The sequence below is a fragment of the Xanthomonas hortorum pv. cynarae genome (assembly GCF_002939985.1).
Taxonomy (GTDB): Bacteria; Pseudomonadota; Gammaproteobacteria; order Xanthomonadales; family Xanthomonadaceae; genus Xanthomonas; species Xanthomonas hortorum_D.
Genome location: NZ_MDFM01000014.1, coordinates 30,344 through 52,100 on the forward strand (window position 1 = coordinate 30,344; position 21,757 = coordinate 52,100).

Sequence of the window (21,757 nt, forward strand, 5' to 3'; positions counted from 1 at the left end):
TTTCTGGTGCGGTGTCCTCACCGCTTGCGGGACCGTGTGGCGGCATGGATGCCGCCACCGAGCCTCCAGGGACGGATTCACGGCGTGTCCCGCGAGCGGTGAGGGCACCGCGCACTCGACCGACTCGGTTTTTGACTGCATCTAAACGCCACTAACTCCGTTTGATCGATATCGCCGCCGGCTCAGGCGGCCGCTTGCTGCCGGCCAGCGGCCACTGATCTTCCACCACATTCTCCTCGCGCCTGGCGTATTGACGCAGTTGCATGCTCAAGCCATCGGCGCCGGGCTGGAGTGGTCGCGCTTGTCCGCGCAGCGCTGGCGGCAAGCCGGCAAGGCGCTGCTCCAGTGCCTGCACATCATTGGAATGATCGCGTAACCACAGCACTGCCGACAGCGCGCGCAATGCGGCCGCGGTGTCCTGGAGCTTGTGCTGATAATGCGCATAGTCAGGGCGTGCCATACCCGCCAACAGACACCCCACCGCATTGGCAATACAGCCCATCGATACCGTGTCCGGCACTGGAATCATTGCCTGCGGCACCGCTTGATCCTGCGCCAGCAGGGTCCGCACCGGCGCGCTACACGCCCAGGTATAGGTCGGCGCCATCAGCGCACGGGTGCGCTCGTGGTCAAGCAGACGCAGCGACAACAGATCGTCCCAGGACAGGTCGGTTGCCGGGTCCTTGCGAACCTCTGTCTCGAGCATCGACAGCAGCATTCGCGATTCGCCGTGCAATGCGTTGCACAGCGAGACCTCATCGACCGCAAGCGGCGCGAATGCAGTGAGGCATTGCGCGGGCAATGGATGCTTTGTAGGCAGCTCGGCCAGCATGTCAGCAAACAGATGCGCGTTGGCACGCAGCATCGCCGCGCCAACCATCGGCATGATGAGGTTGTCGCCGCTGCGCAGCAGTACCCGCGCAATCCGTGCATCGGCGCAGACGCCCGCCAGCGCCTGCTCGGTGCGTCCTTGGACGAAGTCCAGCGCGTTGCTGGTCATCGACAGCTTGAAGTGCGGCGGTGTGGGTAGCGGGGCGGTGGCGCTGGGCGGGAACGGGCTGCGGTAATCCGCATAGCCCGCAAGATCGCGCGACTTGATCAACTGCGGACTATGCGCGGCCAGCGCGTCGGCATAGGCTTGCGGCCGTTGACGCACGCGGTCCAGGCACCCGTCATAGCGCGTACACAGTTCCGGGGCCGACGCAGGCCAATCCGGCCGGCGTGGATAGCGTGTGGCGGCGCTTTGCAACGGCATGCCGGCAGGCAGGCGTTCGAACCGCTGCACGTCCTGCGCAAGCAGCGCCTCACGCTGTGCATCCGGCACCGCGTACGGCAACGACCATAGCGCGACAAACATGTTGGGCCCACGCAGCGGCAGCGGCGGTTGACGCAGTTGCGCCAACGCCTGCCGTTGTGCCTCAGGAATCGGCCAGCGTGCGGAGATCGCGTACAGGGCAACCAGTAGGGCAACCAGAATGCAGAGCCCCAGCAAGGCCGACTTGAGGAATTTGGCAAGCATGCGTCTGCAACCTTCCGTGGATGAGCTGCGCCATCTTAGAGCGGCCGACACAGCCTCGCGAGTGGCATGGCGCCGATGCGCACTTGCCGTCTCCCCGGCGAACAAGGCGCGCCATTGGCCTGCACCGGACCCGGCCGAGTGCCTACAATGCGCGGATGTCCGAATTCCCCACTCCGCATCCCCGCCCTTCCCTGCAACGGGTCTTTCTGACCGGTTTGCTCACCCTGCTGCCGGTCTGGTTGACCTGGGTGGTGGTGAAGTTCGTGTTCTCGCTGCTCTCTGGCATCAGCAGCCCGTGGGTGGTGCCGTTGTCCGAACGCATCGCCGCCTCGTTCCCCGACTATCTGGGCTGGATCAAGGCGCTGTGGGTGCAGAACACCATCGCGCTGATCGCCACCGTGGGCGTGATCCTGTTCGTCGGCATCCTGAGCCGGCGCGTGATCGGCCAACGCCTGTTGCGCTGGTTCGAAGCGATCATGCGGCGCATCCCGCTGGCGAGCGTGGTCTACGACAGCGCGCGCAAGTTGCTCGACATCCTGCAGACCCAGCCCGGCAGCACCCAACGCGTGGTGCTGATCGACTTCCCGCATCGCGACATGAAGTCGGTGGGCCTGGTCACGCGCGTGATCAAGGAACAAGGCACCGGCCGCGAGCTGGCGGCGGTGTACGTGCCGACCACGCCCAACCCGACCTCCGGCTATCTGGAGATCGTGCCGGTGGAGTTGCTCACACCAACCGACTGGACCGTGGATCAGGCGATGAGCTTCATCATTTCCGGCGGCGCGGTGGCGCCGGAGTCGGTGCCCTTCACCCGTACCGCGGATCGCTAACGCCATGACACAGGTGCGTACCCTCGACGATCGTGCGGTCCGCCTGTTCATTGCGCTGGCCGCGTTCTTCTGCGTCAACGCGGCGCTGGCCGAGTTCATCGGCGTCAAGATCTTTGCGCTGGAAGACACGCTCGGCATCGCGCCGTTGAACTGGAATCTGTTCGGCCAGACCGGCTCGCTCAGCTTCACCGCCGGCACCTTGCTGTGGCCGGTGGTGTTCATCATGACCGACACCATCAACGAGTTCTTCGGCAGCCGCGGGGTGCGCTTCATCTCATGGGTGGCGGTGGCGCTGATCGGCTACGGCTTCGTGTTTGCGTTCGCCGCGATCGCGCTGGCGCCGGCCGGGTGGTGGGTCACTGCGGCGCAAAGCCAGGGCGTGCCCGATTATCAGGCGGCGTTCGCGGCGGTGTTCGGGCAAGGGCTGTGGACGATCGGTGGGTCGCTGGTGGCGTTTCTGTTCGGCCAATTGATCGATGTCTCGGTGTTCCACCGCATCCGCCGCGCCACCGGCGAAAAGCACGTGTGGCTGCGCGCCACCGGCTCCACGGCGGTGTCGCAGTTGGTGGACAGCTTTGTGGTGATCTACATTGCCTTCGTGCTTGGCCCGCAGCATTGGTCCACCGACCAGTTCCTGGCGGTGAGCACGCTCAACTACGTCTACAAGATGGGTTTTGCGGTCGCGCTGATCCCGCTGCTGTATCTGGCCCGGCGCGCCATCGGCGCGTATCTGGGCGCTGCACGCGCCGAGCAGTTGCGTGAGGAAGCCGCTGCCGACTGAACGCGGCCGGCAAGACGAACGCGCTCACCGCCAGGTACGCGCAGCGCCCGCAACGGCGTGTCGCACTCGACCGCCGTGTTTCCGAGAACACGCTCCCGCGCACATCACGACTGCCAGCTCCGTTTTGTCAGCCACTTCTAGCGGACCAAAGTCGCCCGTCGAAATTTTGTTCAATCCGTCATCGCCCTCGCTGGCCATGCTGTTGCGCCCCGCTATGGACGTCGCGCAATGGATCATCTTGTAGCAATGGCGAGCTTCGCGCTGGTGTGCTCGATTTCGCCCGGCCCGGTCAACCTGGTCGCGCTGAGCACCGGCGCAAGCGCCGGCGCGCGTGCCGGGCATACCCATGTGATCGGGGCCACCGTGGGCTTCGTGGCGCTGCTGTTGTTGGTCGGCATGGGGCTGCAGCAGGTATTGGTGCGCTGGCCGCTGCTCGGACGCGCATTGCATCTGGCCGGGGTGGCGTTTCTGCTCTACATGGCGTGGCGCCTGCTGCGCGACGATGGCGTCATCGACGCTGCCAGGCCGCGCCCGGCCGCCTCGTTCTGGAACGGCGCGGCGATGCAATGGCTCAACCCCAAAGCCTGGCTGGCGGCGACCTCCGGCGTGGCGCTGTATGCAACGGCAGGCACCACGCAACTGGCCGGCTTTGCGGCGGTGTATGCGCTGATCTGCTATCCCTCGCTGGCGTGCTGGTTGCTGGCCGGTGCAGTGCTGCGGCGGCATGTGCAGGCGCCGAAACAGCTACGCCGGTTGAACCGGGTATTGGCCGCGCTGCTGGTGCTCAGCGCCGTCTATCTGCTGATGGACTTCTGCTGAGGGCATGGGGTCCGGCACTGCGATAGTGCCCGGGTGTCACTGCCCAGGCGCGTTTGAAGCTGCGCTGCAGATGCGCCTGGTCGGCATACCCGTGTGCATAGGCGACCTCGGCAATGCCGCCACCGCGACGCAAAGCCTCACGCGCACGCTGAAACCGGCAATCCAGCAGATACGCGTGCGGGGTCAGACCATGGGCCTGACGAAAACCCCGAATCAGGCGCGGCGCGGGCATCCCGGCCAGCGTGCACAGTTCGCGCAGCGACACCGCACGCGCGTGATGGGTCTGCAGATACTCGGCCACCTGCCGCATCGGCCCGGTATCGACCGCAACCGCACGGCTCATCGGCTCCACGTGCAGATGCAGGCGCGCCACGAACGCGATCAACGCGCTCTCGCGTGCAAGCGCATCGGCGTTGTCGTCGATCAGCAGCGCATGCATGCGGTCGAAAGCGGCGTAGGCAGCCGGCGTCTGGCACAACGGCGCTGCCAGCATGTGCACATCCGCATTGCCGGCCAAACCGAGTGCGCGTTGTTGTTCGCGCAGCCACGCCACGTCCAGATACAGCATGCGGAACGACCAGTCCTGCTGCGGATCCGGATTGCAGGCATGCACATCGCCGGGGTTGATCAAGGTCAGCGACTGCGCGCCTACCTGCGCCCGCACCCGTCCATTGCGGTAACGCGCAAGCCCGCGATCCACCGCACCCACCGACCATTGCTCGTGCGTATGCGCCGCATAACAGAGCGTGCGGCTGTTGATCACCTGGCGCAGTTCGACGAAGGGCAATGCCGCATCGCGCCAGAACCCCTGCCCGCCTTGCAGGGGCAACTGCGTCCCGCGTGTCGATTCATCCTGTTGCATGCGCGCAAGACTATCGCACTGCAACATGCGTGTGCGCCGCCCATCTTCAGCGCGGGCTTCATGAATTTCAGGCGGGCCAGGTGTCGCGGGTGGGTGGCTTGAACGGTGCGGATCGGGCAAGCTCCCCGCTCGCTTGTTCCCGGAGCCGGTAATGCCCCTCAGCTTTTCCCGCCTGCTGTCCCTGGCCATGGCCGCCATCATGAGCCTGTCGCTGGCAGTGCCCGCCGATGCGGCCAAGAAGAAAACCGGCAAGGCACAGACCTCGCAAACGCGCGCGAAGGCGAGCAAAGGCAAGAAGACCGCCAAGCCGGCGGCCAGGACCACCAAGGCTGCCAAAGGGGGCAAAGCCGCCAAGGCCAAGCCGCGCGTCGTCGCCGCGCCCGTGGTGCTGACCAAGGCGCAGCAGCTCAACCTGCTTTACGACCAGTACTGGGATGCCTCGCTCAAGCTCAACCCGCTGCAGGCCACCTTCCAGGGCGAAACCCGCTACAACGACCAGTTGCCCAACTTCCTGTCGCCGGCGTTCCGCCAGCAGTCGCACGATTTCACCGTGCTGTGGCTGGGCAAGGCCGAAGCGTTGGGGCCGGACGGTTTGAGCGGGCAGGACCTGCTCAGCTACCAGATCTTCGTGCGCGACGCGCGCAGCGCGCTGGCGGCCGAGCAGTTCCCCAGCTGGATGCTGCCGATCAACCAGTTCTACAACATCGCCAGCATCGCGGTGGTGCTGGGCTCGGGCACCGGCGCGCAGCCGTTCAAGACGGTCAAGGACTACGACAACTGGTCGCGGCGTGCGGTCGGCATCCCCGAGTTGTTCGACCAAGCGATCAGCAATATGCGGGCCGGCATGCAGGCCGGCGTGGTGCAGCCGAAGGTGCTGATGCAAAAAGTGCTGCCGCAGCTGGACGCGATCATCGCGCGCAATGCCGAAGACAGCCTGTTCTGGGGCCCGGTGCGCAACCTGCCGGCAGACATGCCCGAGGCCGACAAGCAGCGCATCACCGCCGAATACAAGCGCTTGATCGAAGTGCGCATCATGCCGGCCTACCGGGAGCTGCGCGGCTTCATCGCCACCGAATACCTGCCGGCCTGCCGCGATACCGACGGACTGACGGCGCTGCCCAATGGCGCGGCCTGGTATGCCTACGACGTGCGTCAGAGCACCACCTCCGAGCTGACCCCGGACCAGATCCATCAGATCGGGCTGGACGAGGTGGCGCGCCTGCAGGGCGAGATCGCCGCGCTGGCCAAGCAGGTCAAGTTCCGCGGCAACCTGCCCAAGTTCTACAAGTTCATGCAGACCGACAGGCGCTTCGCCTTCCGCAGCGACACCGAATTGCTGGGTTATTACCGTGGGTTGCAGGGCCGTGTACAAACTGCGGTGCCGCGCCTGTTCAACATCCAGGGCATGCCGGCGCTGGAAGTGCGTGTGGTGGAAGCGCAGCGCGCGCAAGCGGCCGCCAGTGGCTCGTACATGCGCCCCAACGGCGACGGCAGCACGCCGGGCATCTTCTACGTCAACACCTCCGACCTGCCCTCGCGCAAGACCTGGGAGGCCGAGAGCCTGTATCTGCACGAGGCCATTCCCGGCCACCATTTCCAGCTCGGGCTGCAGCAGCAGCTGACCGATCTGCCCAAGTTCCGCCGCCTGGGCGGCGAGACGGCGTATATCGAAGGCTGGGGCCTGTATGCGGAGTCGCTGGGGCGCGAGCTGGGGCTGTATCAGGATCCGTACAACACCTACGGCTATCTGCAGAACGCGCTGTGGCGCTCGATTCGTTTGGTGGCTGACACCGGCCTGCACAGCAAGGGCTGGAGCCGCACCCAGGCGATCGACTACATGCTCGACAACTCGGGCATGAGCCGCACCGATGCCGAAGCCGAGGTCGACCGCTACATGGCCATCCCCGGCCAGGCACTGGCCTACAAGGTCGGCGAGATGAAGATCGCGCAGCTGCGCGAGCAGGCGCAACGCGAGTTGGGCCCACGCTTCGACGTGCGCGCCTTCCACACCGAAGTGCTCAAGGACGGCTCGGTGCCGCTGGAGATCCTGCAGGACAAGATCCAGCGCTGGATCGCCACGCAAAAAGGCTGAGGCAGCTCAGCACGCCGCGCGCGCAGCCGCCAACGCGGCGATGTCGCGCGGCGTAGTGCGGCAGCAACCGCCGATCAACCGCGCGCCGGCCGCCAGCCACTGCGCGTGCTGGTCGGCCAAGCTGCATGCCGTCGTGCTGCCTGCGTGCCAGCGCTTGTCGCCCGCATCGTAGTGCTCGCCAGAATTGGGATACACCACCAGCGGCAGCGCTGTCAGTGCAGAGAGGGTCTGCAATGCGGCGGTGACGTGTTCCAGCGCGATGCAGTTGATGCCCACTGCGATCACCTGCTTGCAGGCATCCAGCGCCGGGATGACCTGCGCCAACGGCGTGCCGTCGCTCAGATGCGCGGCATCGCGCAAGGTGAAGGAAAACCATGCATGCAGCTGTGGAAATTCTTCCAGCAGCAGGCGCAGCGCGACGATCTCGTTGGCCGATGGCAGCGTTTCGCACGCCAGTAGATCCACCCCGGCGTCGGCCAACGCGGCGATGCGCGGACGATGAAAGTCCATCAGCTGTGCCAGCGGCAGAGCGTAGTCGCCACGGTATTCCGAACCATCTGCCAGATACGCGCCGTAGGGCCCGACCGAGCCGGCCACCCACAACGGCGCCGCCTGTGGTTGCGACTGCAGATGATCGGTGCGCGCCTGCGCGGCCAATGCCACGCTGCGTGCGATCAGTGCTTGCGACTGCGCCAGGTCCAGCCCGCGCGCGGCAAAGCCCAGTGGTGTGGCCTGGTAACTGGCGGTGATGGCGCACTGGGCGCCCGCGGCGAAGTAGTCGCGATGCACCTGATAGATCAGCTCCGGCTGCTCCATCAGCACGCGCGCCGACCACAGCGCATCGTTGAGATCGCAGCCGCGTTGTTCCAGTTCGGTAGCGAGCGCGCCATCGAGCAGCACATAGCCGTCATGCTGCAGAGCCTGGCTGAAAGGCGCGTCGGCACGCGGCCGGCGGGGAAGAATCGTCATGCGTGCTGTCTCCGGGTCGCAAGCCATTGCGTGAGTGCGTAGGCGCCGTAGCACAGCGCCACAAACGGGATGCCGCACCACAGCGCGATGCGTTGCTGCGGATCGAATGCCAGCCCGATACAGGCCAGCAGACAGAGCGAAAACCCCAGGATCGGCGTCCACGGATACCACGGCGCGCGATACGCCAGGCTCTCCGGCGCGATGCCGTCGCGCAGCAACTGGCGCCGAAAAAAGTAATGCGAGGCGCAGATGCTAAGCCACACCACTACCACCGCAAAACCCGATACTGCCGAGATCGCAACGAACACGGTGTCGGCCGCGTACACGCCGGTGAGGAGCGCCAACAGGCCACCGAGCATGCTCAACGCCAATGCCGGCAACGGGATGCCGCGCCGGGTCAGGCGCGCCAGCCGCGCCGGCAGCGTGCCTTCGTTGGCCAGCGACCACAGCATGCGCGCGGCTGCGTACAGGCCGGAATTGGCCGCCGACAGGATCGCGGTGAGGATCACTGCATTCAAGATGTCGGCCGCATACGGAATGCCCAGCAATTCGAAGGCGCGCACGAATGGGCTGGTCTCCACTGCTGCCTGCTCGGCCGGTAACAGTGCAGCCAGCACCAGCACGGTGCCAACGAACAACACCACCAACCGAACCAGCGTGGTGCGGATCGCCAGCGGAATCGCACGTGCCGGCTGCGCGGTTTCGCCGGCGGCAACACCGATCAATTCGGTGCCGGAGAAAGCGAAATTCACCGCCACCATCGTCATCAAAATCGGCAAGGTGCCCTGTGCAAACCAGCCATCGGCGCGCAGGTGGCGCAACCCGGGGGCCGGCGAACCATCTGCCAACGGCAACACGCCGACCACCGCAGCACCACCGAGCACGATGAACACCAGGATGGTGATCACCTTGATCAACGAAAACCAGAATTCGCCTTCGGCAAACCAGCGCGCCGACACCGTGTTCAAGCCGAAGATCAGTGCGCAGAACAACAGACACCACGGCCATGCCGGCGTGTGCGGGAACCAGTACTGCATGCAGAACGCAGCAGCGGTCAGGCTCGATCCCAACGCCACCGTCCAGGTCAGCCAGTACAACCACGCCACCACGTAGCCGGTGGCCGGCCCGAGATAGCGCGCGGCATACACGTGAAAGGCGCCGGTCTGCGGCATCGCCACCGCCAGCTCGCCCAGGCACTGCATCACCAGATACACCACCAGCGCGCCGATCAGATACGCGATCACCGTGCCCAACGCACCGGTGCTGGCGATGATGTAACCGGTGTTGAAGAACAACCCGGTGCCGATCACACCGCCCAGCGACAGCATCACCAGATGGCGCACCTGCATGCTGCGCTGGAATTGCGGTGCGGCGTTGGAGGTGGGTTCGGGCATCGGCAGGACGGGTTGGTGGCCCAGCATCCTGCCATGCGCGCGCAGGCGAGCACAGCCACGCGTTGGCCAGCCGTGACGTGGCACCAACAATCCGCGATGCCGTGCGGCGCGTTTTGCCTCGATGCGCGCAAGCGCGCGTCGCGCCCGACCTGGTCTGGTCTGGTCTGGTCTGGTCTGCACAACACGCTCCGGGCACCCCGGGGGTATCCTCGCCACTGTTCATCCGGACCGCTGACATGCCACACGACTTGCACACACGCACCTACGCGCAGACGCAGCGCTGGAGTGCATCATCGCTGCCTGCAGGTATCGCAGATGCCATCGCTCTCGCTGTTGCCGCGTGTCGCGCATCCATGCTGGCCGCTAGCGACGCGGGGCAGCGCCAGCTCCCCCATCGCGTGCGAGGCGCCGCATGATGCTCGCCGGCATTCACCACGTGGCAATCATCGCCGGCGACTATGCGCGCTCCAAGCAGTTCTATTGCGACGTCCTGGGTTTGCGCGTGCTCGCTGAGCATTACCGGCAGCCGCGCGATTCATGGAAGCTGGATCTGGCGCTGCCCGACGGCGGCCAGATCGAGCTGTTTTCGTTTCCCGACGCACCGCTGCGCCCCAGCCGCCCGGAAGCGCGCGGGCTGCGTCATCTTGCCTTCCGGGTCGAGGCGCTGGACGCGGCCGTCGCGCATCTCAACGCGCACGGCGTGGCCACCGAAGACATCCGCATCGACGAATACACCGGCCGCCGCTTCACCTTCTTCGCCGATCCGGACGACTTGCCGCTGGAGCTCTACGAAGTCGGTTGAACAGCAGACCCGGCAGGTTCGGTCACATCTGCCACGGAGGCACGTCGAAGAGTCAGAGCGATCAACAAAGCTACTGCGCGGCCGCCAGGCGGGCGCTCGGTATGTTTTGTTAGCCGCTGGTAGTCGATGGTCGCTGTGACTTTCGGCGGATGCGGCAATGCGGTAACGCCATGAAGATCGAACCACACCAGGACACAGGAACCGTACATGCTGCAGATCCGTGCATTGTCCAAGACCTACGCCAATGGCGTGCATGCGCTGCAAGGCGTCACCCTCGACATTCCTCGCGGCATGTTCGGCTTGCTGGGCCCAAACGGCGCCGGCAAGTCGTCGTTGATGCGCACGCTGGCCACGCTGCAGGAGCCCGATTCGGGTAGCGTCAGCTTGACCGGCGCCGACGGCAGCAGCATCGATGTGCTCACCGACAAGGACGCCTTACGCCGCCGGCTGGGCTATCTGCCGCAGGATTTCGGTGTGTACCCGAAGGTCAGCGCGCTGGACATGCTCGATCACTTCGCCGTGCTCAAGGGGCTGAGCCATCGCGGCCAGCGCAAGGAGGTGGTCGAGCGGCTGTTGCAGCAAGTGAATCTGTGGGACGCACGCAAGCGCAAGCTCGGCACCTATTCCGGCGGCATGCGGCAACGCTTCGGCATTGCGCAGGCGCTGCTGGGCAACCCGCAATTGGTCATCGTCGATGAGCCGACGGCCGGGCTGGATCCGGAAGAGCGCAATCGCTTTCTCAATCTGCTGGCCGAAATCGGCGAGAACGTGGTGGTGATCCTGTCCACCCACATCGTCGAAGACGTCACCGACCTGTGCCCGACGATGGCCATCATGAACAAGGGCCAGGTGTTGCTGACCGGGCGGCCCGCCGATGCGATCGACATGCTGCAGCAGCAGGTCTGGCGCAAACAGGTCGCCAAGCAGGCGCTGCCCGATTACGAGGCACGTTTCACCGTGCTGTCCACGCGCCTGATTGCCGGGCATCCGGTGATCCACGTGTTCAGTGCCGACTGCCCGGAGCCGGGTTTCGAACAGGTCGCTCCCGATCTTGAGGATGTCTATTTCCAGCGCCTGCGCAAGCAAGCGCTGGCTGCCTGACGGAGCGCTGCGATGATCCTGGCGTTCCTGCGCTTCGAGCTGCGCGAACAACTGCGCTCGCCCTTCCTGTGGCTGCTGGCTGCGCTGTATGCCTTGCTGGCATTTGCCGCACTGTCCAGCGATGCGGTGCAGATCGGTGGCGGCATCGGCAACGTGCTGCGCAATGCGCCGACCGTGATCGCTACGCTGCTGGGGCTTTTCAGCCTGCTCGGTCTGCTGGTGATCACCCTGTTCGTCAGCAATGCCTTGCTGCGCGACTTCGACCTGGGCACTGCCGAGCTGGTGTTTTCCACACCGGTGCGGCGGCGCGACTATCTGCTTGGCCGCATCGGCGCGGCGCTGATCGCCGGCATGGTGATGTACGTGGTGATCGCGCTGGGCATGTTCGCGGCGCAATTCATGCCGTGGATCGATCAGGCACGGCTCGGCCCGGTCGCAGTGCTGCCCTATCTGTGGTCGTTGCTGGTGCTGGTGCTGCCCAATCTGCTGTTAACCACCGCGCTGCTGTCGGTGCTGGCGGTGACCACGCGCAGCATCCTGTGGGTCTATATCGGCGTGATCGTGTTCTTCGTGCTGTATGGCGTGAGCCGTGCGCTGATGGCCGATCTGGACAACGTGTGGATCGCCACGCTGTCCGACCCGCTCGGCATCCGCGCGTTGTCGCAGACGCTGCGCTACTGGTCGGTGGACCAGCGCAATCACCAGTTGCCGCCACTGACAGGTTATCTGCTCGCCAATCGCGCGGTGTGGTTAGGCATGAGCGGCATGTTGTTCGCCGCCACCTTCGCGCTGTTCCGCACCGAGCGCAGCGGCACGCGTCGGCGCCGTGGCGCTGGCGCGATTGCACCTGCCGATACGGCGCCCACCAGCACACGCGTCACCACCACGCGCCTGACGGTCACACCGAGCTTCGGCGTGGCCACCGCCTGGAAGCAGCTGCTGCGGCAGATCCGCTTCGACACGTTGGGCGTGCTGCGCAGTGCGCCGTTCGTGGTGCTGTTGCTGCTGGGCCTGGCCAACTTCATCCCGACCGCCTTGTTCAATTCGCGCAATTACGGCACCGCCGTGCTGCCGGTGACCTCGTTGATGCTGGAGGCGCTGCAGAACAGCTACAGCTTTCTGCTGATCATCGTGGTGCTGTTCTATGCCGGCGAGCTGGTGTGGAAAGAGCGCAGCAACCGCATCGACGGCATCACCGACGCGATGCCGGTCCCGGATTGGGTGCCGCTACTCGGCAAATTCGTCGCTTTGCTGGCGGTGATCGCCAGCTTCCAGCTCGCCGGTGCGCTGACCTCGATCGCGCTGCAGCTTGGCCGTGGCTACACAAGCATCGAACCGCTGCTGTATCTCAAGACCCTGGCACTGGGCTCGGTGCTGTACGTGCTGATGGGCGGCATGGCCTTGGCGCTGCAGGTACTGAGCAACAACAAGTTCGTCGGCTATGCGCTGCTGATGCTGGTGTTGATCGGGCAATCGGTGCTGTCGATGCTCGACTACACCCAGAACCTCTACACCTTCGGCGGCTGGCCCAACGCACCGTATTCGGACATGAACGGCTACGGGCACTTTTTGCCCGGCCAGTTGTGGTTTCAGGGCTACTGGGGCGTGTTCCTGCTGGCCTTGCTGTTGCTGTCCTCGGCATTCTGGCCGCGCGGCGTGGGCCACGGGTTGCGACAGCGTGTGCGGCTGGCGTTGCGGCGTTTGCGCAGCCCGACCGGCGCGGCATTGGCGGCCAGCCTGCTCGGCTTCGCGGCGATCGGCGGCTGGCTGTACTGGAACACCAACGTCTACAACAGCTTCCTGTCGCCGGAACAGCGGCTGGACCTGCAGGCGCGCTACGAGCGCGATTACCGCAAGTACAAGGATCTGCCGCAGCCGCGCATCGTCGCGATCGACAACCATGTCGATCTGCATCCAGAAACCCAGTCGGTCGTCATCGATGCCACCTGGACAGTGCGCAACACCCACACCGCGCCGATCAGCGAGGTGCACATCGGCATGCAAGGCCGCACTGGCGACCGCAGCCTGGTAAAGGTGGATCTAGGCGGGCAGACCCTGACCACGCACGACGTCCCGGCCGGCTACCGCATCTATCGCCTGCAAAAGCCGCTGCAACCTGGCGAAGAGCGCGTGTTCCGCTTCCGCGTGGACCAGCATCCGCACGGCCTCACCGCCGAACAGGCGCAAACCGAACTGGTCGCCAACGGCAGCTTTTTCAACAATACCCTGCTGCCCTGGTTCGGCTACAACACGCAGACCGAGATCACCGACCGCAACGACCGCCGCAAGCGCGGCCTGGGCGAACCCACGCGCATGCCCAAGCTGGAAGATCAGGCCGCGCGTGCCAACAGCTACGTCAGCAACGAGGCCGACTGGCTCGGTTTTGCCAGCACCGTCTGCACCGCACCGGATCAGATCGCCCTGGCACCGGGCTATCTGCAGAAAGAATTCCAACGCGATGGCAGGCGCTGCTTCCGCTACGTGATGGACCGCCCGATGCTCAACTTCTACGCCTACCTGTCGGCACGCTGGGAAGTGCGCAAGGCGCGTTACAAGAACATCCCGATCGAAATCTATTACGACCCCAAGCACCCATACAACGTGCAACGCATGATCGAGAGCGTGCAGAAATCGCTGGCCTATTACGAAGCCAATTTCAGCCCGTATCAGCACCATCAGGTGCGCATCATCGAGTTCCCCGGCTACGCGCGATTTGCACAGTCGTTCGCCAACACCATTCCCTACTCCGAGTCGATCGGCTTCATTGCCGATCTGCGCGACAAGAACGATATCGACTACGTGTTCTATGTCACCGCCCACGAAGTGGCGCATCAATGGTGGGCGCATCAGGTGATCGGCGCGAACGTGCAAGGCGCCACCATGCTGTCGGAATCGCTGGCGCAGTATTCGGCGTTGATGGTGATGGAACGCGAGTACGGACGCGCCCACATGCGGCGCTTTCTCAAGTACGAACTGGACCGCTATCTGGAAGGCCGTGGCGGCGAAACCATCGAGGAATTGCCGCTGTATCGCGTGGAAGACCAGCAATACATCCACTACCGCAAGGGCTCGCTGGCGTTTTACCGGCTGCGCGAAGAGATCGGTGAGCAGGCGCTCAACCGCGCGTTGCAGCGCTTCCTGGCCGCCAAGGCGTTCGAACAACCGCCTTACACCACCTCGGCCGAGCTGCTGCAGACCATTCGGGCCGAGGCACGCCCGGACCAGCAAGGGCTGATCACCGACCTGTTCGAGAAGATCACCTTCTACGACAACCGCGTGGTGAGCGCACAGGCACGCAAGCGCCCGGATGGACGCTATGAGGTCACCGTGCAGACGCATGCGGCCAAGTTGCAGGCCGACGGCAAGGGCAAGGAGCACGCGGTGCCGTTGGACGACTGGATCGAGGTGGCGATCTATGGGAAGGCCGCTGGCAAGGACGCGCAAGCACCGGTGCTGTATCTACAGCGTCAGCACATCACCAGCGTCGCGCCGAGTTTCACGGTCACGGTCGACGGCCTGCCTGCGGAAGCCGGCTTCGACCCCGACAACAAACTGATCGACCGCGTGCCGGCGGACAACCGCAAGCAGGTGACGCTGCAATAGCCGAATGAACGCATGCCGCAGCGCGTCTTTCCGCGACCATACTCCACGGTATACATTGCGATCAGGCCGCCGACGGCGGCCACAGCAATCCCTGGGAGGGGACACATGCGCAAGACCTTCAAGACCCTGATGCTGGCACTGCCGCTGGCTGCGGCCTCGCTGCTGGCCCAGGCCGCCGACTCGCCGGTAGGCCGCTGGAAGACCATCGACGACGAGACCGGCAAGCCCAAGTCGGTGGTGCAGATCGAACAAACCGGCAACGGCACGCTGAGCGGCAAGGTGGTGGACATCCTGCAATCGGACAAGGGCCCGAACCCGCTCTGCGACAAATGCGATGGCGCCCAGAAAGGCAAGCCGATCAAGGGCATGACCATCCTGTGGGGCCTCAAGCCCGACGGCACCGCGGTGTGGAGCGGCGGCTCGGTGCTCGACCCGGCCAAGGGCAAGACCTACAAGGCCAAGGTCACCCTGACCGACGGCGGCAAGAAGCTGCAGATGCGCGGCTATGTGGGTATCGAGGCGCTGGGCCGCACTCAGACCTGGATTCGTGAATAGCTGGATTGGGGATTGGGGATTCGCAAGAGCGGGCGTCCTTCGGGGCGCCTTTTTTGTGCGTCGGCGATTTTTTAGGGGGCTTGTTCTATTGGGCGGGATCATCGGCTGCTGGTGCCGCAGCGATGGCTGACGCCGCGCGTCTGGACAGGCAGGCGACCTGATCCTGCTTTGACGAATCCCCAATCTCCCAGCCCCAATCCCGGCTCACGACTAATGCGATAATCGCCCGTCCCCCGCATTACGCCTGCCATGACCCGCACCGCACTCGTCACCACCGCCCTGCCCTACGCCAACGGGCCGCTGCATCTTGGCCATCTGGTCGGCTATATCCAGGCCGACATCTGGGTGCGCGCGCGCCGCTTGCGCGGCGACAAGACCTGGTTCGTCTGCGCCGACGACACCCATGGCACGCCGATCATGCTCGCCGCCGAAAAGGCCGGGGTGACCCCGGAAGCCTTCATCGCCAACATCCAGGCCAGCCATGAGCGCGATTTCGCCGCGTTCGGGGTGACCTTCGATCATTACGATTCGACCAATTCGCCGGTCAATCGCGAGCTGACCGAGGCCTTCTACAGCAAGTTGGAAGCGGCCGGTCACATCAGCCGTCGCTCGGTGGCACAGTTTTACGACCCGGCCAAGGGCATGTTCCTGCCGGATCGCTATATCAAGGGCATCTGCCCCAACTGCGGCAGCGCCGATCAATACGGCGACAACTGCGAGGTCTGCGGCGCCACTTATGCCCCGACCGAGCTGAAGGAGCCCAGGTCGGTGATCTCCGGCGCTACACCGGAACTGCGCGATTCGGAGCATTTCTTCTTCGAAGTGGGCCATTTCGACGGTTTCTTACGCGAGTGGCTGGCTGGCGATGTCGCACTGCCGGGCGTCAAGGCCAAGCTCAAGGAATGGCTGGACACCGAAGGCGGCTTGCGCGCGTGGGACATCTCGCGCGATGCGCCGTATTTCGGCTTCCAGATTCCCGGCCAGCCGGGCAAGTATTTCTACGTGTGGCTGGACGCGCCGATCGGCTACCTGTGCAGCTTCAAGACGCTGTGCGCACAGATGGGCGAGGATTTCCAAGCGCATCTGGTCGCCGGCACGCAGACCGAGCTGCATCACTTCATCGGCAAGGACATCGTCAATTTCCACGGCCTGTTCTGGCCGGCGGTGCTGCACGGCACCGGCCATCGCGCGCCGACCCGGCTGCACGTCAACGGCTATCTGATGGTGGACGGCGCCAAGATGTCCAAGTCGCGCGGCACCTTCGTGATGGCGCGGACCTTCCTGGACGTGGGCCTGGAACCGGAAGCGCTGCGCTATTACTTCGCGGCCAAGTCCTCTGGCGGCGTGGATGATCTGGATCTGAATCTGGGCGATTTCGTCACGCGCGTGAACTCCGATCTGGTCGGCAAGTTCGTCAACCTTGCCAGCCGCTGCGCCGGCTTCATCGGCAAGCGCTTCGACGGCAAGCTGGCCGACACCCTGCCCGACCTTGCGCAATACGAGCGCTTCGTCGCCGCGTTGGCGCCGATCCGCGAGGCCTATGAGCGCAACGACGCGGCCAGCGCGATCCGCCAGACCATGGCGCTGGCCGACGAGGCCAACAAGTACATCGACGACACCAAGCCATGGGTGATCGCCAAGCAGGAAGGTGCCGATGCGCAGCTGCAATCGGTATGCACGCAGGGTTTGAACCTGTTCCGTATTCTGGTCGCCGCACTCAAGCCGATCCTGCCGCGCACCTGCGCCGAGGCCGAGGCTTTCCTGTCGGCACCGATGACCAGCTGGGAAGACGTCGCGCGCCCGCTGACCGCACACACGATCCAGCCCTACACCGCCCTGTTCACCCGTATCGACCCCAAACTGATCGACGCCATGACCGACGCTTCAAAAGACACACTCGCCGCACCCGCAGCAGCACCCGCCGCAACCACCGCCAAACCCGCGCCGTCCAAGGCCGAGGCAAAGCCGGCAGCGCCTGCGAATCCCGAATCCCCAATCCCCAATCCCAGCCTCATCGGCATCGACGATTTCGCCAAGCTCGACCTGCGCATCGGCAAGGTGCTGGTGTGCGAATTCGTGGAAGGCTCCGACAAGCTGCTGCGCTTTGAACTGGACGCCGGCGAGCTGGGCAAGCGCCAGATCTTCTCGGGCATCCGCGCCAGCTACGGCGAACCGGAAACGCTGGTCGGCCGCAGTGTGGTGTTCATCGCCAACCTGGCCCCGCGCAAGATGCGCTTTGGCATCAGCGAAGGCATGATTTTGTCGGCCGGCTTCGATGGCGGCGCGTTGGCGTTGCTGGATGCCGATGCGGGCGCGCAGCCGGGGATGCCGGTTCGGTGAGGCGGGATTGGGGATTGGGGATTCGTAAAAGCCGGAGCTGATTGTTGAGGAAGACCTGACACGAGTGCCTGGCCCGTACCCTCATCCGCCCCTGCGGGGCACCTTCTCCCGGTGGGAGAAAGAAAAACACCGCGTCTTTAACCAATCTCTAATCCCCAATCCCCAATCCCCAATCCCAGCCCCATGCAACTCGCCCTGTTCGACTTCGATCACACCATCACTACCTGCGACACCTATGCGCGCTTCCTGCGCAAGGTGGCAACGCCGGCGCAGCTGGCGGCGGCGAAGTGGCAGCTGGGTCCGTGGGTGTTGGGCTATCGGGTTGGGTTGATCTCCGCGCAGGCCTTGCGCGCACGCGTCACGCGACTGGTCTTCAGCGCTCGTTCGCTGGAAGAAATGACCATGCACGGGGCAGCGTATGCACGCAACAATCTGCCTGGCATGTTGCGCACGAACGTGATGCAGCGTATCGACTGGCACCAGGCACAAGGGCATGAAGTGGTGTTGGTGTCGGCGTCGCTGGATCTGTATCTGCAGCCGTGGTGTGCGCAGCATGACCTGTCGTTGATCTGCAATCGGCTGGAACACGATGCCGGCGTGTTGAGCGGGCGCTATGCCAATGGCGATTGCGGCCCGCTCAAGGCCACGCAGATCCGCCTGCGCTACGACCTGTCGCAGTACGAGTGCGTGCATGCCTATGGCGATAGCCGCGAAGACACGCCGCTGCTGGCACTGGCGCAGCAGCGCTGGTATCGCGGCAATCTGTTGCACTGACATGTCCATTGCAACGCCCGCACCCACGCACGATCTGGTCGAACGCCTCGACCGCCTGCTGCCGCAGACCCAATGCGGCCAGTGCGGTTACGACGGCTGTCGCCCTTACGCGCAAGCGATGGCCGATGGGCACGCCGACGTCGATCATTGCCCGCCCGGTGGCGACGCCGGTGCCCGCGCGCTGGCGCACGCACTACAGGTTCCTGCACGCCCGTACGACCGCACCCGTGGCACCCACACGCTGCCGCAAGTGGCGTGGATCGTGGAGGCCGACTGCATCGGCTGCACCAAATGCATTCAGGCCTGCCCGGTGGATGCCATCGTCGGCGGCGCCAAACACATGCACACGGTGATCGCGCCGCTGTGCACCGGCTGCGAGCTCTGCCTGCCAGCCTGCCCGGTGGATTGCATCGAGCTGCACACAATCGGCTAGACGGCTCGCAAAAGGCCTCCAACTCCTACCTTCCGTCAGGAACGTCCTGACGCATTCGGCGCATCCGTGCTGCGGACGCGCTCGTATTGGTGTGTACTCCCATCGAGGAATCCGCCGATGCGCCCATTCGCCGCCCTTGCCGCCCTTGCCGCCCTTGCCACACTAGCCGCACGCTGCCGGCCGATCCCGCCGTTGTTGTTGCTGGTGCTGGGCTGTTCGCCGCTCAGCGCAGCAGCCGTCACCCGTGTGGACGGCGATGCCTTCGATGGCGACAGCGGCGCGCTGCGTTACCGCGAGTCGCACTGGCTGCTCGACGACGGCGGCCGGGTGGTGCTGTATCGCTGCACGGACGGGCGCCCGTTCGCGCGCAAACTGGTCGATGGCGGCGGCCCCTCGCCCAACTTCAGCCTGCTCGATGGACGCGACGGCTACCGCGAAGGCGTGCGCCAACGCGATGGCGTGCGCGAGATGTTTCAGCAGGAACCCGGCAAGGCCGAACGCCGCACTGCGCTGCCCGCCAGCGAAGGCGCGCGCGTGATCGATGCCGGTTTCGATGCCTATCTGCGCACCCAATGGGACGCACTCGCCAGCGCAACGCAGCGCGTCGACTTCGTGCTGCCGAGTTTGCAGCGCCAGCTGGCCTTCAAGGTCGAACGGATCGGCGACAGCGCCGGCCAGCGTCGCTATCGGCTCAGCCTGGATGCCTGGTACGGCGCCGCAGTGCCGTCGCTGGAGGTGCGTTACTCGATCGCCGACAAGCGCCTGCTCGAATTCCGCGGCGTCGGCAATCTGCGCGACGAACGCGGCCGCTATCCGCACGTGCGCATCGTTTTCCCGGACACCGCTGCGCGTGCCGCCAGTGCGGACGAGTTGCGCCAGGCACGCGAGCAGCCGCTGGCCAAGCGCTGCAGCGCCCCGTGAACCAGACACGCGCCATCTTCACGTTCGACCACGCGCCGTTGCGTAAAACGGCCCGGGCACCCATTCCACACGCAGGAACATCCTCATGGCCAAGGCCTATCTCTGGATCAACGCAGTGCTCTATGTCGTCCTGGCGATCTGGTGCACGCTCTCACCGGCCAAGACCGCACATGCGGTCGGTTACACCCAGCTTTCGCCGGCCGGGCAGTCGGAATACCTGGTCATCTACGGCGGCCTGCAGTTGGGCATGGCGTTTTTGTTCGGTTACTTCGCCTGGATCGATCAACCGCGCACCGGGCTGTTGGTGGCACTCGCCTTCTACGTCCCGATCGTGCTGTTCCGCACTGTCGCGCTCTCGCGGCTGTGGCCGGTCTCTGCACCGACGGTTGCGCTGGCAGGCGTTGAAATCCTGTTGCTGCTCGCCGCTGTGCTGCTGTGGTTCCGGCACAAGTGAAAGACACGCTGTAGCCAGTCCGGTAGGATCGGCGCCACCTTACTCAACGCCCGACCGCATGAGTGCCATTCCTGGCCACGACGACGATGAAACCGGACGCCTGCTCACCGCAACTGCGGGCGGCGATCGGCATGCTTTCGAAGCGCTGTATCGGCAGACCTCGGCCAAGCTGTTCGGGGTGTGCTTGCGCATGATTCCGCAACGCGCCGAAGCCGAAGAAGTGCTGCAGGACGTGTTCACGCTGATCTGGCACAAGGCCGGGCAGTTCGATCCGGCGCGTGCACGCGGGCTCACCTGGCTGGCGATGATCGCGCGCAACAAGGCGATCGACCATCTGCGCGCCAACGCACCGCAGCGCCGCAACGTGACCCTGGACGATGCCGGCGACCTGCGTGCCAGCGATGCCTCACCGCTGGAGCGCACCGAGCGCGCCAGCACGCGCCACCGCATCGACCACTGTCTGGCCGAACTTGAACCGCCGCGCAGCGAATTGATCCGCACCGCGTTCTTCGATGGCATCACCTACGAAGAACTGGCGGCGCGCACCGACACGCCGATCGGCACGGTCAAGAGCTGGATCCGCCGTGGCCTGGCCAAACTCAAGGCATGTCTGGAACGATGAGCACGCCATTCCCCATCGACCAGGAACCACCGCGCGACGTGCTTGCCGGCGAGTACGTGCTGGGCCTGCTGAGCGCCGACGAGCGCCTGGCAGCCGAACAACGCATCGCCACCGACAGCCAGTTCGATCAGGCCGTCCTGCAATGGCAGCAACATCTGATGCCGCTGCTGGACGAAATCGCGGCGGTGACCCCGTCCGATCAGCTCTGGCCGCGCATTCGCCAGACGCTGGGCTTCGATACGCCATTGCGCGCAGTGCCCGCAGCACCGACCACCACCACCACCACACCGGCCACGCCACTGTGGAACAGCGTGCGCTTCTGGCGTTGGGCCAGTGCCGGTGGCCTGGCCACTGCTGCGGTGTGCGTGCTGGCCTTGTTGAACGTGAACACGCCGCCCGCACCAGTGCAGCCGCCAGCCACTGGCCCGGTGGTACAGGCACCGCCGGTCACGACTCCAGCAACCCCGGCCACCCCGCCTGCCACCGGCATCGCGATGACCGCCACGCTGGCGACCGAAGACGGCCGGCCGGGCTACGTGGCCTTGATGGATGCTGACAAGCACACCATCACGGTGACGCCGCTGGATCGCACCGCCACCGCCGACAAGGTGCCCGAACTGTGGTTGATCACCGCAGACGGCAAGCCGTATTCGATGGGCACATTCGACGATCAACGCGCACGCCGCGCGCAGATCCCCGATCAGCTGATGCCCATGCTCAGCAACGAGGCTCTGTTGGCCGTCACCCTGGAACCACTGGGCGGTGCGCCGGGTGGCATCCCCACCGGTACCGTGGTGGCCAAGGGCGGCATCAGCACGCTGGCAATGGCGCCCTGACCCGGCGGTGAGCTTGCCTGCGAGGCTCTCGCAGGCAAGCTCGTTTCACG

General features: G+C 65.1%; 19 protein-coding genes. 15 read left to right on the top strand and 4 right to left on the bottom strand.

Annotation, left to right across the window (positions count from 1 at the left end):
* Positions 1–151 precede the first annotated feature (151 nt).
* Positions 152–1,519, bottom strand: coding sequence for a hypothetical protein (locus XcyCFBP4188_RS11340; protein WP_104592128.1), 1,368 nt, complete (start codon positions 1,517–1,519; stop codon positions 152–154).
* Positions 1,520–1,674: 155 nt separating this feature from the next.
* Between XcyCFBP4188_RS11340 and XcyCFBP4188_RS11345 the strand changes: the two genes are divergently transcribed.
* From XcyCFBP4188_RS11345 to XcyCFBP4188_RS11355, 3 genes are all read left to right on the top strand, one after another.
* On the top strand, positions 1,675–2,349 hold the full coding sequence (locus tag XcyCFBP4188_RS11345; protein ID WP_104592129.1) for a DUF502 domain-containing protein: 675 nt from the start codon (positions 1,675–1,677) through the stop codon (positions 2,347–2,349).
* A gap of 4 nt (positions 2,350–2,353) precedes the next feature.
* On the top strand, positions 2,354–3,130 hold the full coding sequence (locus XcyCFBP4188_RS11350) for a queuosine precursor transporter (protein WP_006450223.1): 777 nt from the start codon (positions 2,354–2,356) through the stop codon (positions 3,128–3,130).
* A 228-nt stretch (positions 3,131–3,358) separates the two neighbouring features.
* Positions 3,359–3,949 (top strand): LysE family translocator, encoded by a 591-nt coding sequence (locus XcyCFBP4188_RS11355; RefSeq protein ID WP_167393536.1) that lies wholly within the window; start codon positions 3,359–3,361, stop codon positions 3,947–3,949.
* Here XcyCFBP4188_RS11355 and XcyCFBP4188_RS11360 read toward each other — a convergent pair.
* Positions 3,915–4,811, bottom strand: coding sequence for an AraC family transcriptional regulator (locus XcyCFBP4188_RS11360; protein ID WP_074058767.1), 897 nt, complete (start codon positions 4,809–4,811; stop codon positions 3,915–3,917). The genes XcyCFBP4188_RS11355 and XcyCFBP4188_RS11360 overlap by 35 nt on opposite strands.
* Before the next feature lie 151 nt (positions 4,812–4,962).
* On the opposite strand from XcyCFBP4188_RS11360, the gene XcyCFBP4188_RS11365 reads away from it, so the two are divergent.
* Complete coding sequence (locus XcyCFBP4188_RS11365; protein ID WP_104592131.1) at positions 4,963–6,903, top strand: DUF885 domain-containing protein; 1,941 nt, start codon at positions 4,963–4,965, stop codon at positions 6,901–6,903.
* 6 nt (positions 6,904–6,909) lie between these two features.
* Here the strand turns inward: XcyCFBP4188_RS11365 and mmuM are convergent, their stop codons facing one another.
* Together mmuM and mmuP are read right to left on the bottom strand one after the other, a co-directional pair.
* The gene (mmuM, locus tag XcyCFBP4188_RS11370) at positions 6,910–7,872 is read right to left on the bottom strand and encodes a homocysteine S-methyltransferase (protein ID WP_006450219.1); all 963 of its coding nucleotides are present in this window, start codon (positions 7,870–7,872) and stop codon (positions 6,910–6,912) included.
* Positions 7,869–9,266 carry an S-methylmethionine permease gene (gene mmuP / locus XcyCFBP4188_RS11375; protein ID WP_043908470.1) on the bottom strand — a complete coding sequence of 466 codons (1,398 nt, stop codon included), beginning with the start codon at positions 9,264–9,266 and terminating at the stop codon, positions 7,869–7,871. Before mmuP ends, mmuM begins: the two co-directional genes overlap by 4 nt.
* A gap of 412 nt (positions 9,267–9,678) precedes the next feature.
* Between mmuP and gloA2 the strand changes: the two genes are divergently transcribed.
* The 11 genes from gloA2 to XcyCFBP4188_RS11430 all read left to right on the top strand — a co-directional run bounded on the left by gloA2 (position 9,679) and on the right by XcyCFBP4188_RS11430 (position 21,707).
* Positions 9,679–10,068, top strand: coding sequence for an SMU1112c/YaeR family gloxylase I-like metalloprotein (gene gloA2 / locus XcyCFBP4188_RS11380; protein ID WP_006450217.1), 390 nt, complete (start codon positions 9,679–9,681; stop codon positions 10,066–10,068).
* Positions 10,069–10,275: 207 nt separating this feature from the next.
* Complete coding sequence (locus tag XcyCFBP4188_RS11385) at positions 10,276–11,169, top strand: ABC transporter ATP-binding protein (protein ID WP_006450216.1); 894 nt, start codon at positions 10,276–10,278, stop codon at positions 11,167–11,169.
* A gap of 12 nt (positions 11,170–11,181) precedes the next feature.
* Positions 11,182–14,772, top strand: a complete 3,591-nt coding sequence (locus XcyCFBP4188_RS11390; RefSeq protein WP_006450215.1) for a M1 family aminopeptidase — start codon at positions 11,182–11,184, stop codon at positions 14,770–14,772.
* A gap of 105 nt (positions 14,773–14,877) precedes the next feature.
* Positions 14,878–15,327, top strand: a complete 450-nt coding sequence (locus XcyCFBP4188_RS11395; RefSeq protein WP_006450214.1) for a DUF2147 domain-containing protein — start codon at positions 14,878–14,880, stop codon at positions 15,325–15,327.
* A 249-nt stretch (positions 15,328–15,576) separates the two neighbouring features.
* On the top strand, positions 15,577–17,667 hold the full coding sequence (metG, locus tag XcyCFBP4188_RS11400) for a methionine--tRNA ligase (RefSeq protein WP_104592132.1): 2,091 nt from the start codon (positions 15,577–15,579) through the stop codon (positions 17,665–17,667).
* Between the two features lie 183 nt (positions 17,668–17,850).
* The gene (locus XcyCFBP4188_RS11405) at positions 17,851–18,441 is read left to right on the top strand and encodes an HAD family hydrolase (protein ID WP_104592133.1); all 591 of its coding nucleotides are present in this window, start codon (positions 17,851–17,853) and stop codon (positions 18,439–18,441) included.
* A gap of 1 nt (position 18,442) precedes the next feature.
* Complete coding sequence (rnfB, locus tag XcyCFBP4188_RS11410; RefSeq protein ID WP_006450211.1) at positions 18,443–18,874, top strand: Rnf electron transport complex subunit RnfB; 432 nt, start codon at positions 18,443–18,445, stop codon at positions 18,872–18,874.
* A 117-nt stretch (positions 18,875–18,991) separates the two neighbouring features.
* On the top strand, positions 18,992–19,795 hold the full coding sequence (locus tag XcyCFBP4188_RS11415) for a hypothetical protein (protein WP_104592134.1): 804 nt from the start codon (positions 18,992–18,994) through the stop codon (positions 19,793–19,795).
* An 85-nt stretch (positions 19,796–19,880) separates the two neighbouring features.
* Positions 19,881–20,249, top strand: a complete 369-nt coding sequence (locus XcyCFBP4188_RS11420) for a hypothetical protein (protein WP_046931880.1) — start codon at positions 19,881–19,883, stop codon at positions 20,247–20,249.
* 58 nt (positions 20,250–20,307) lie between these two features.
* Positions 20,308–20,871, top strand: a complete 564-nt coding sequence (locus XcyCFBP4188_RS11425) for a sigma-70 family RNA polymerase sigma factor (RefSeq protein ID WP_023903315.1) — start codon at positions 20,308–20,310, stop codon at positions 20,869–20,871.
* A complete protein-coding gene (locus XcyCFBP4188_RS11430; protein WP_006451774.1) occupies positions 20,868–21,707 on the top strand; it encodes an anti-sigma factor in 840 nt (279 codons plus the stop codon). Before XcyCFBP4188_RS11425 ends, XcyCFBP4188_RS11430 begins: the two co-directional genes overlap by 4 nt.
* Positions 21,708–21,757: the final 50 nt, after the last annotated feature.

What these genes read in the sequence shown, in the direction of transcription:
- XcyCFBP4188_RS11340 (WP_104592128.1), bottom strand. Translation starts at nt 1,519, where the DNA reads ATGCTTGCCAAATTCCTCAAGTCGGCCTTGCTGGGGCTCTGCATTCTG.
- XcyCFBP4188_RS11345 (WP_104592129.1), top strand. Translation starts at nt 1,675, where the DNA reads ATGTCCGAATTCCCCACTCCGCATCCCCGCCCTTCCCTGCAACGGGTC.
- XcyCFBP4188_RS11350 (WP_006450223.1), top strand. Translation starts at nt 2,354, where the DNA reads ATGACACAGGTGCGTACCCTCGACGATCGTGCGGTCCGCCTGTTCATT.
- XcyCFBP4188_RS11355 (WP_167393536.1), top strand. Translation starts at nt 3,359, where the DNA reads ATGGATCATCTTGTAGCAATGGCGAGCTTCGCGCTGGTGTGCTCGATT.
- XcyCFBP4188_RS11360 (WP_074058767.1), bottom strand. Translation starts at nt 4,811, where the DNA reads ATGCAACAGGATGAATCGACACGCGGGACGCAGTTGCCCCTGCAAGGC.
- XcyCFBP4188_RS11365 (WP_104592131.1), top strand. Translation starts at nt 4,963, where the DNA reads ATGCCCCTCAGCTTTTCCCGCCTGCTGTCCCTGGCCATGGCCGCCATC.
- mmuM (WP_006450219.1), bottom strand. Translation starts at nt 7,872, where the DNA reads ATGACGATTCTTCCCCGCCGGCCGCGTGCCGACGCGCCTTTCAGCCAG.
- mmuP (WP_043908470.1), bottom strand. Translation starts at nt 9,266, where the DNA reads ATGCCCGAACCCACCTCCAACGCCGCACCGCAATTCCAGCGCAGCATG.
- gloA2 (WP_006450217.1), top strand. Translation starts at nt 9,679, where the DNA reads ATGATGCTCGCCGGCATTCACCACGTGGCAATCATCGCCGGCGACTAT.
- XcyCFBP4188_RS11385 (WP_006450216.1), top strand. Translation starts at nt 10,276, where the DNA reads ATGCTGCAGATCCGTGCATTGTCCAAGACCTACGCCAATGGCGTGCAT.
- XcyCFBP4188_RS11390 (WP_006450215.1), top strand. Translation starts at nt 11,182, where the DNA reads ATGATCCTGGCGTTCCTGCGCTTCGAGCTGCGCGAACAACTGCGCTCG.
- XcyCFBP4188_RS11395 (WP_006450214.1), top strand. Translation starts at nt 14,878, where the DNA reads ATGCGCAAGACCTTCAAGACCCTGATGCTGGCACTGCCGCTGGCTGCG.
- metG (WP_104592132.1), top strand. Translation starts at nt 15,577, where the DNA reads ATGACCCGCACCGCACTCGTCACCACCGCCCTGCCCTACGCCAACGGG.
- XcyCFBP4188_RS11405 (WP_104592133.1), top strand. Translation starts at nt 17,851, where the DNA reads ATGCAACTCGCCCTGTTCGACTTCGATCACACCATCACTACCTGCGAC.
- rnfB (WP_006450211.1), top strand. Translation starts at nt 18,443, where the DNA reads ATGTCCATTGCAACGCCCGCACCCACGCACGATCTGGTCGAACGCCTC.
- XcyCFBP4188_RS11415 (WP_104592134.1), top strand. Translation starts at nt 18,992, where the DNA reads ATGCGCCCATTCGCCGCCCTTGCCGCCCTTGCCGCCCTTGCCACACTA.
- XcyCFBP4188_RS11420 (WP_046931880.1), top strand. Translation starts at nt 19,881, where the DNA reads ATGGCCAAGGCCTATCTCTGGATCAACGCAGTGCTCTATGTCGTCCTG.
- XcyCFBP4188_RS11425 (WP_023903315.1), top strand. Translation starts at nt 20,308, where the DNA reads ATGAGTGCCATTCCTGGCCACGACGACGATGAAACCGGACGCCTGCTC.
- XcyCFBP4188_RS11430 (WP_006451774.1), top strand. Translation starts at nt 20,868, where the DNA reads ATGAGCACGCCATTCCCCATCGACCAGGAACCACCGCGCGACGTGCTT.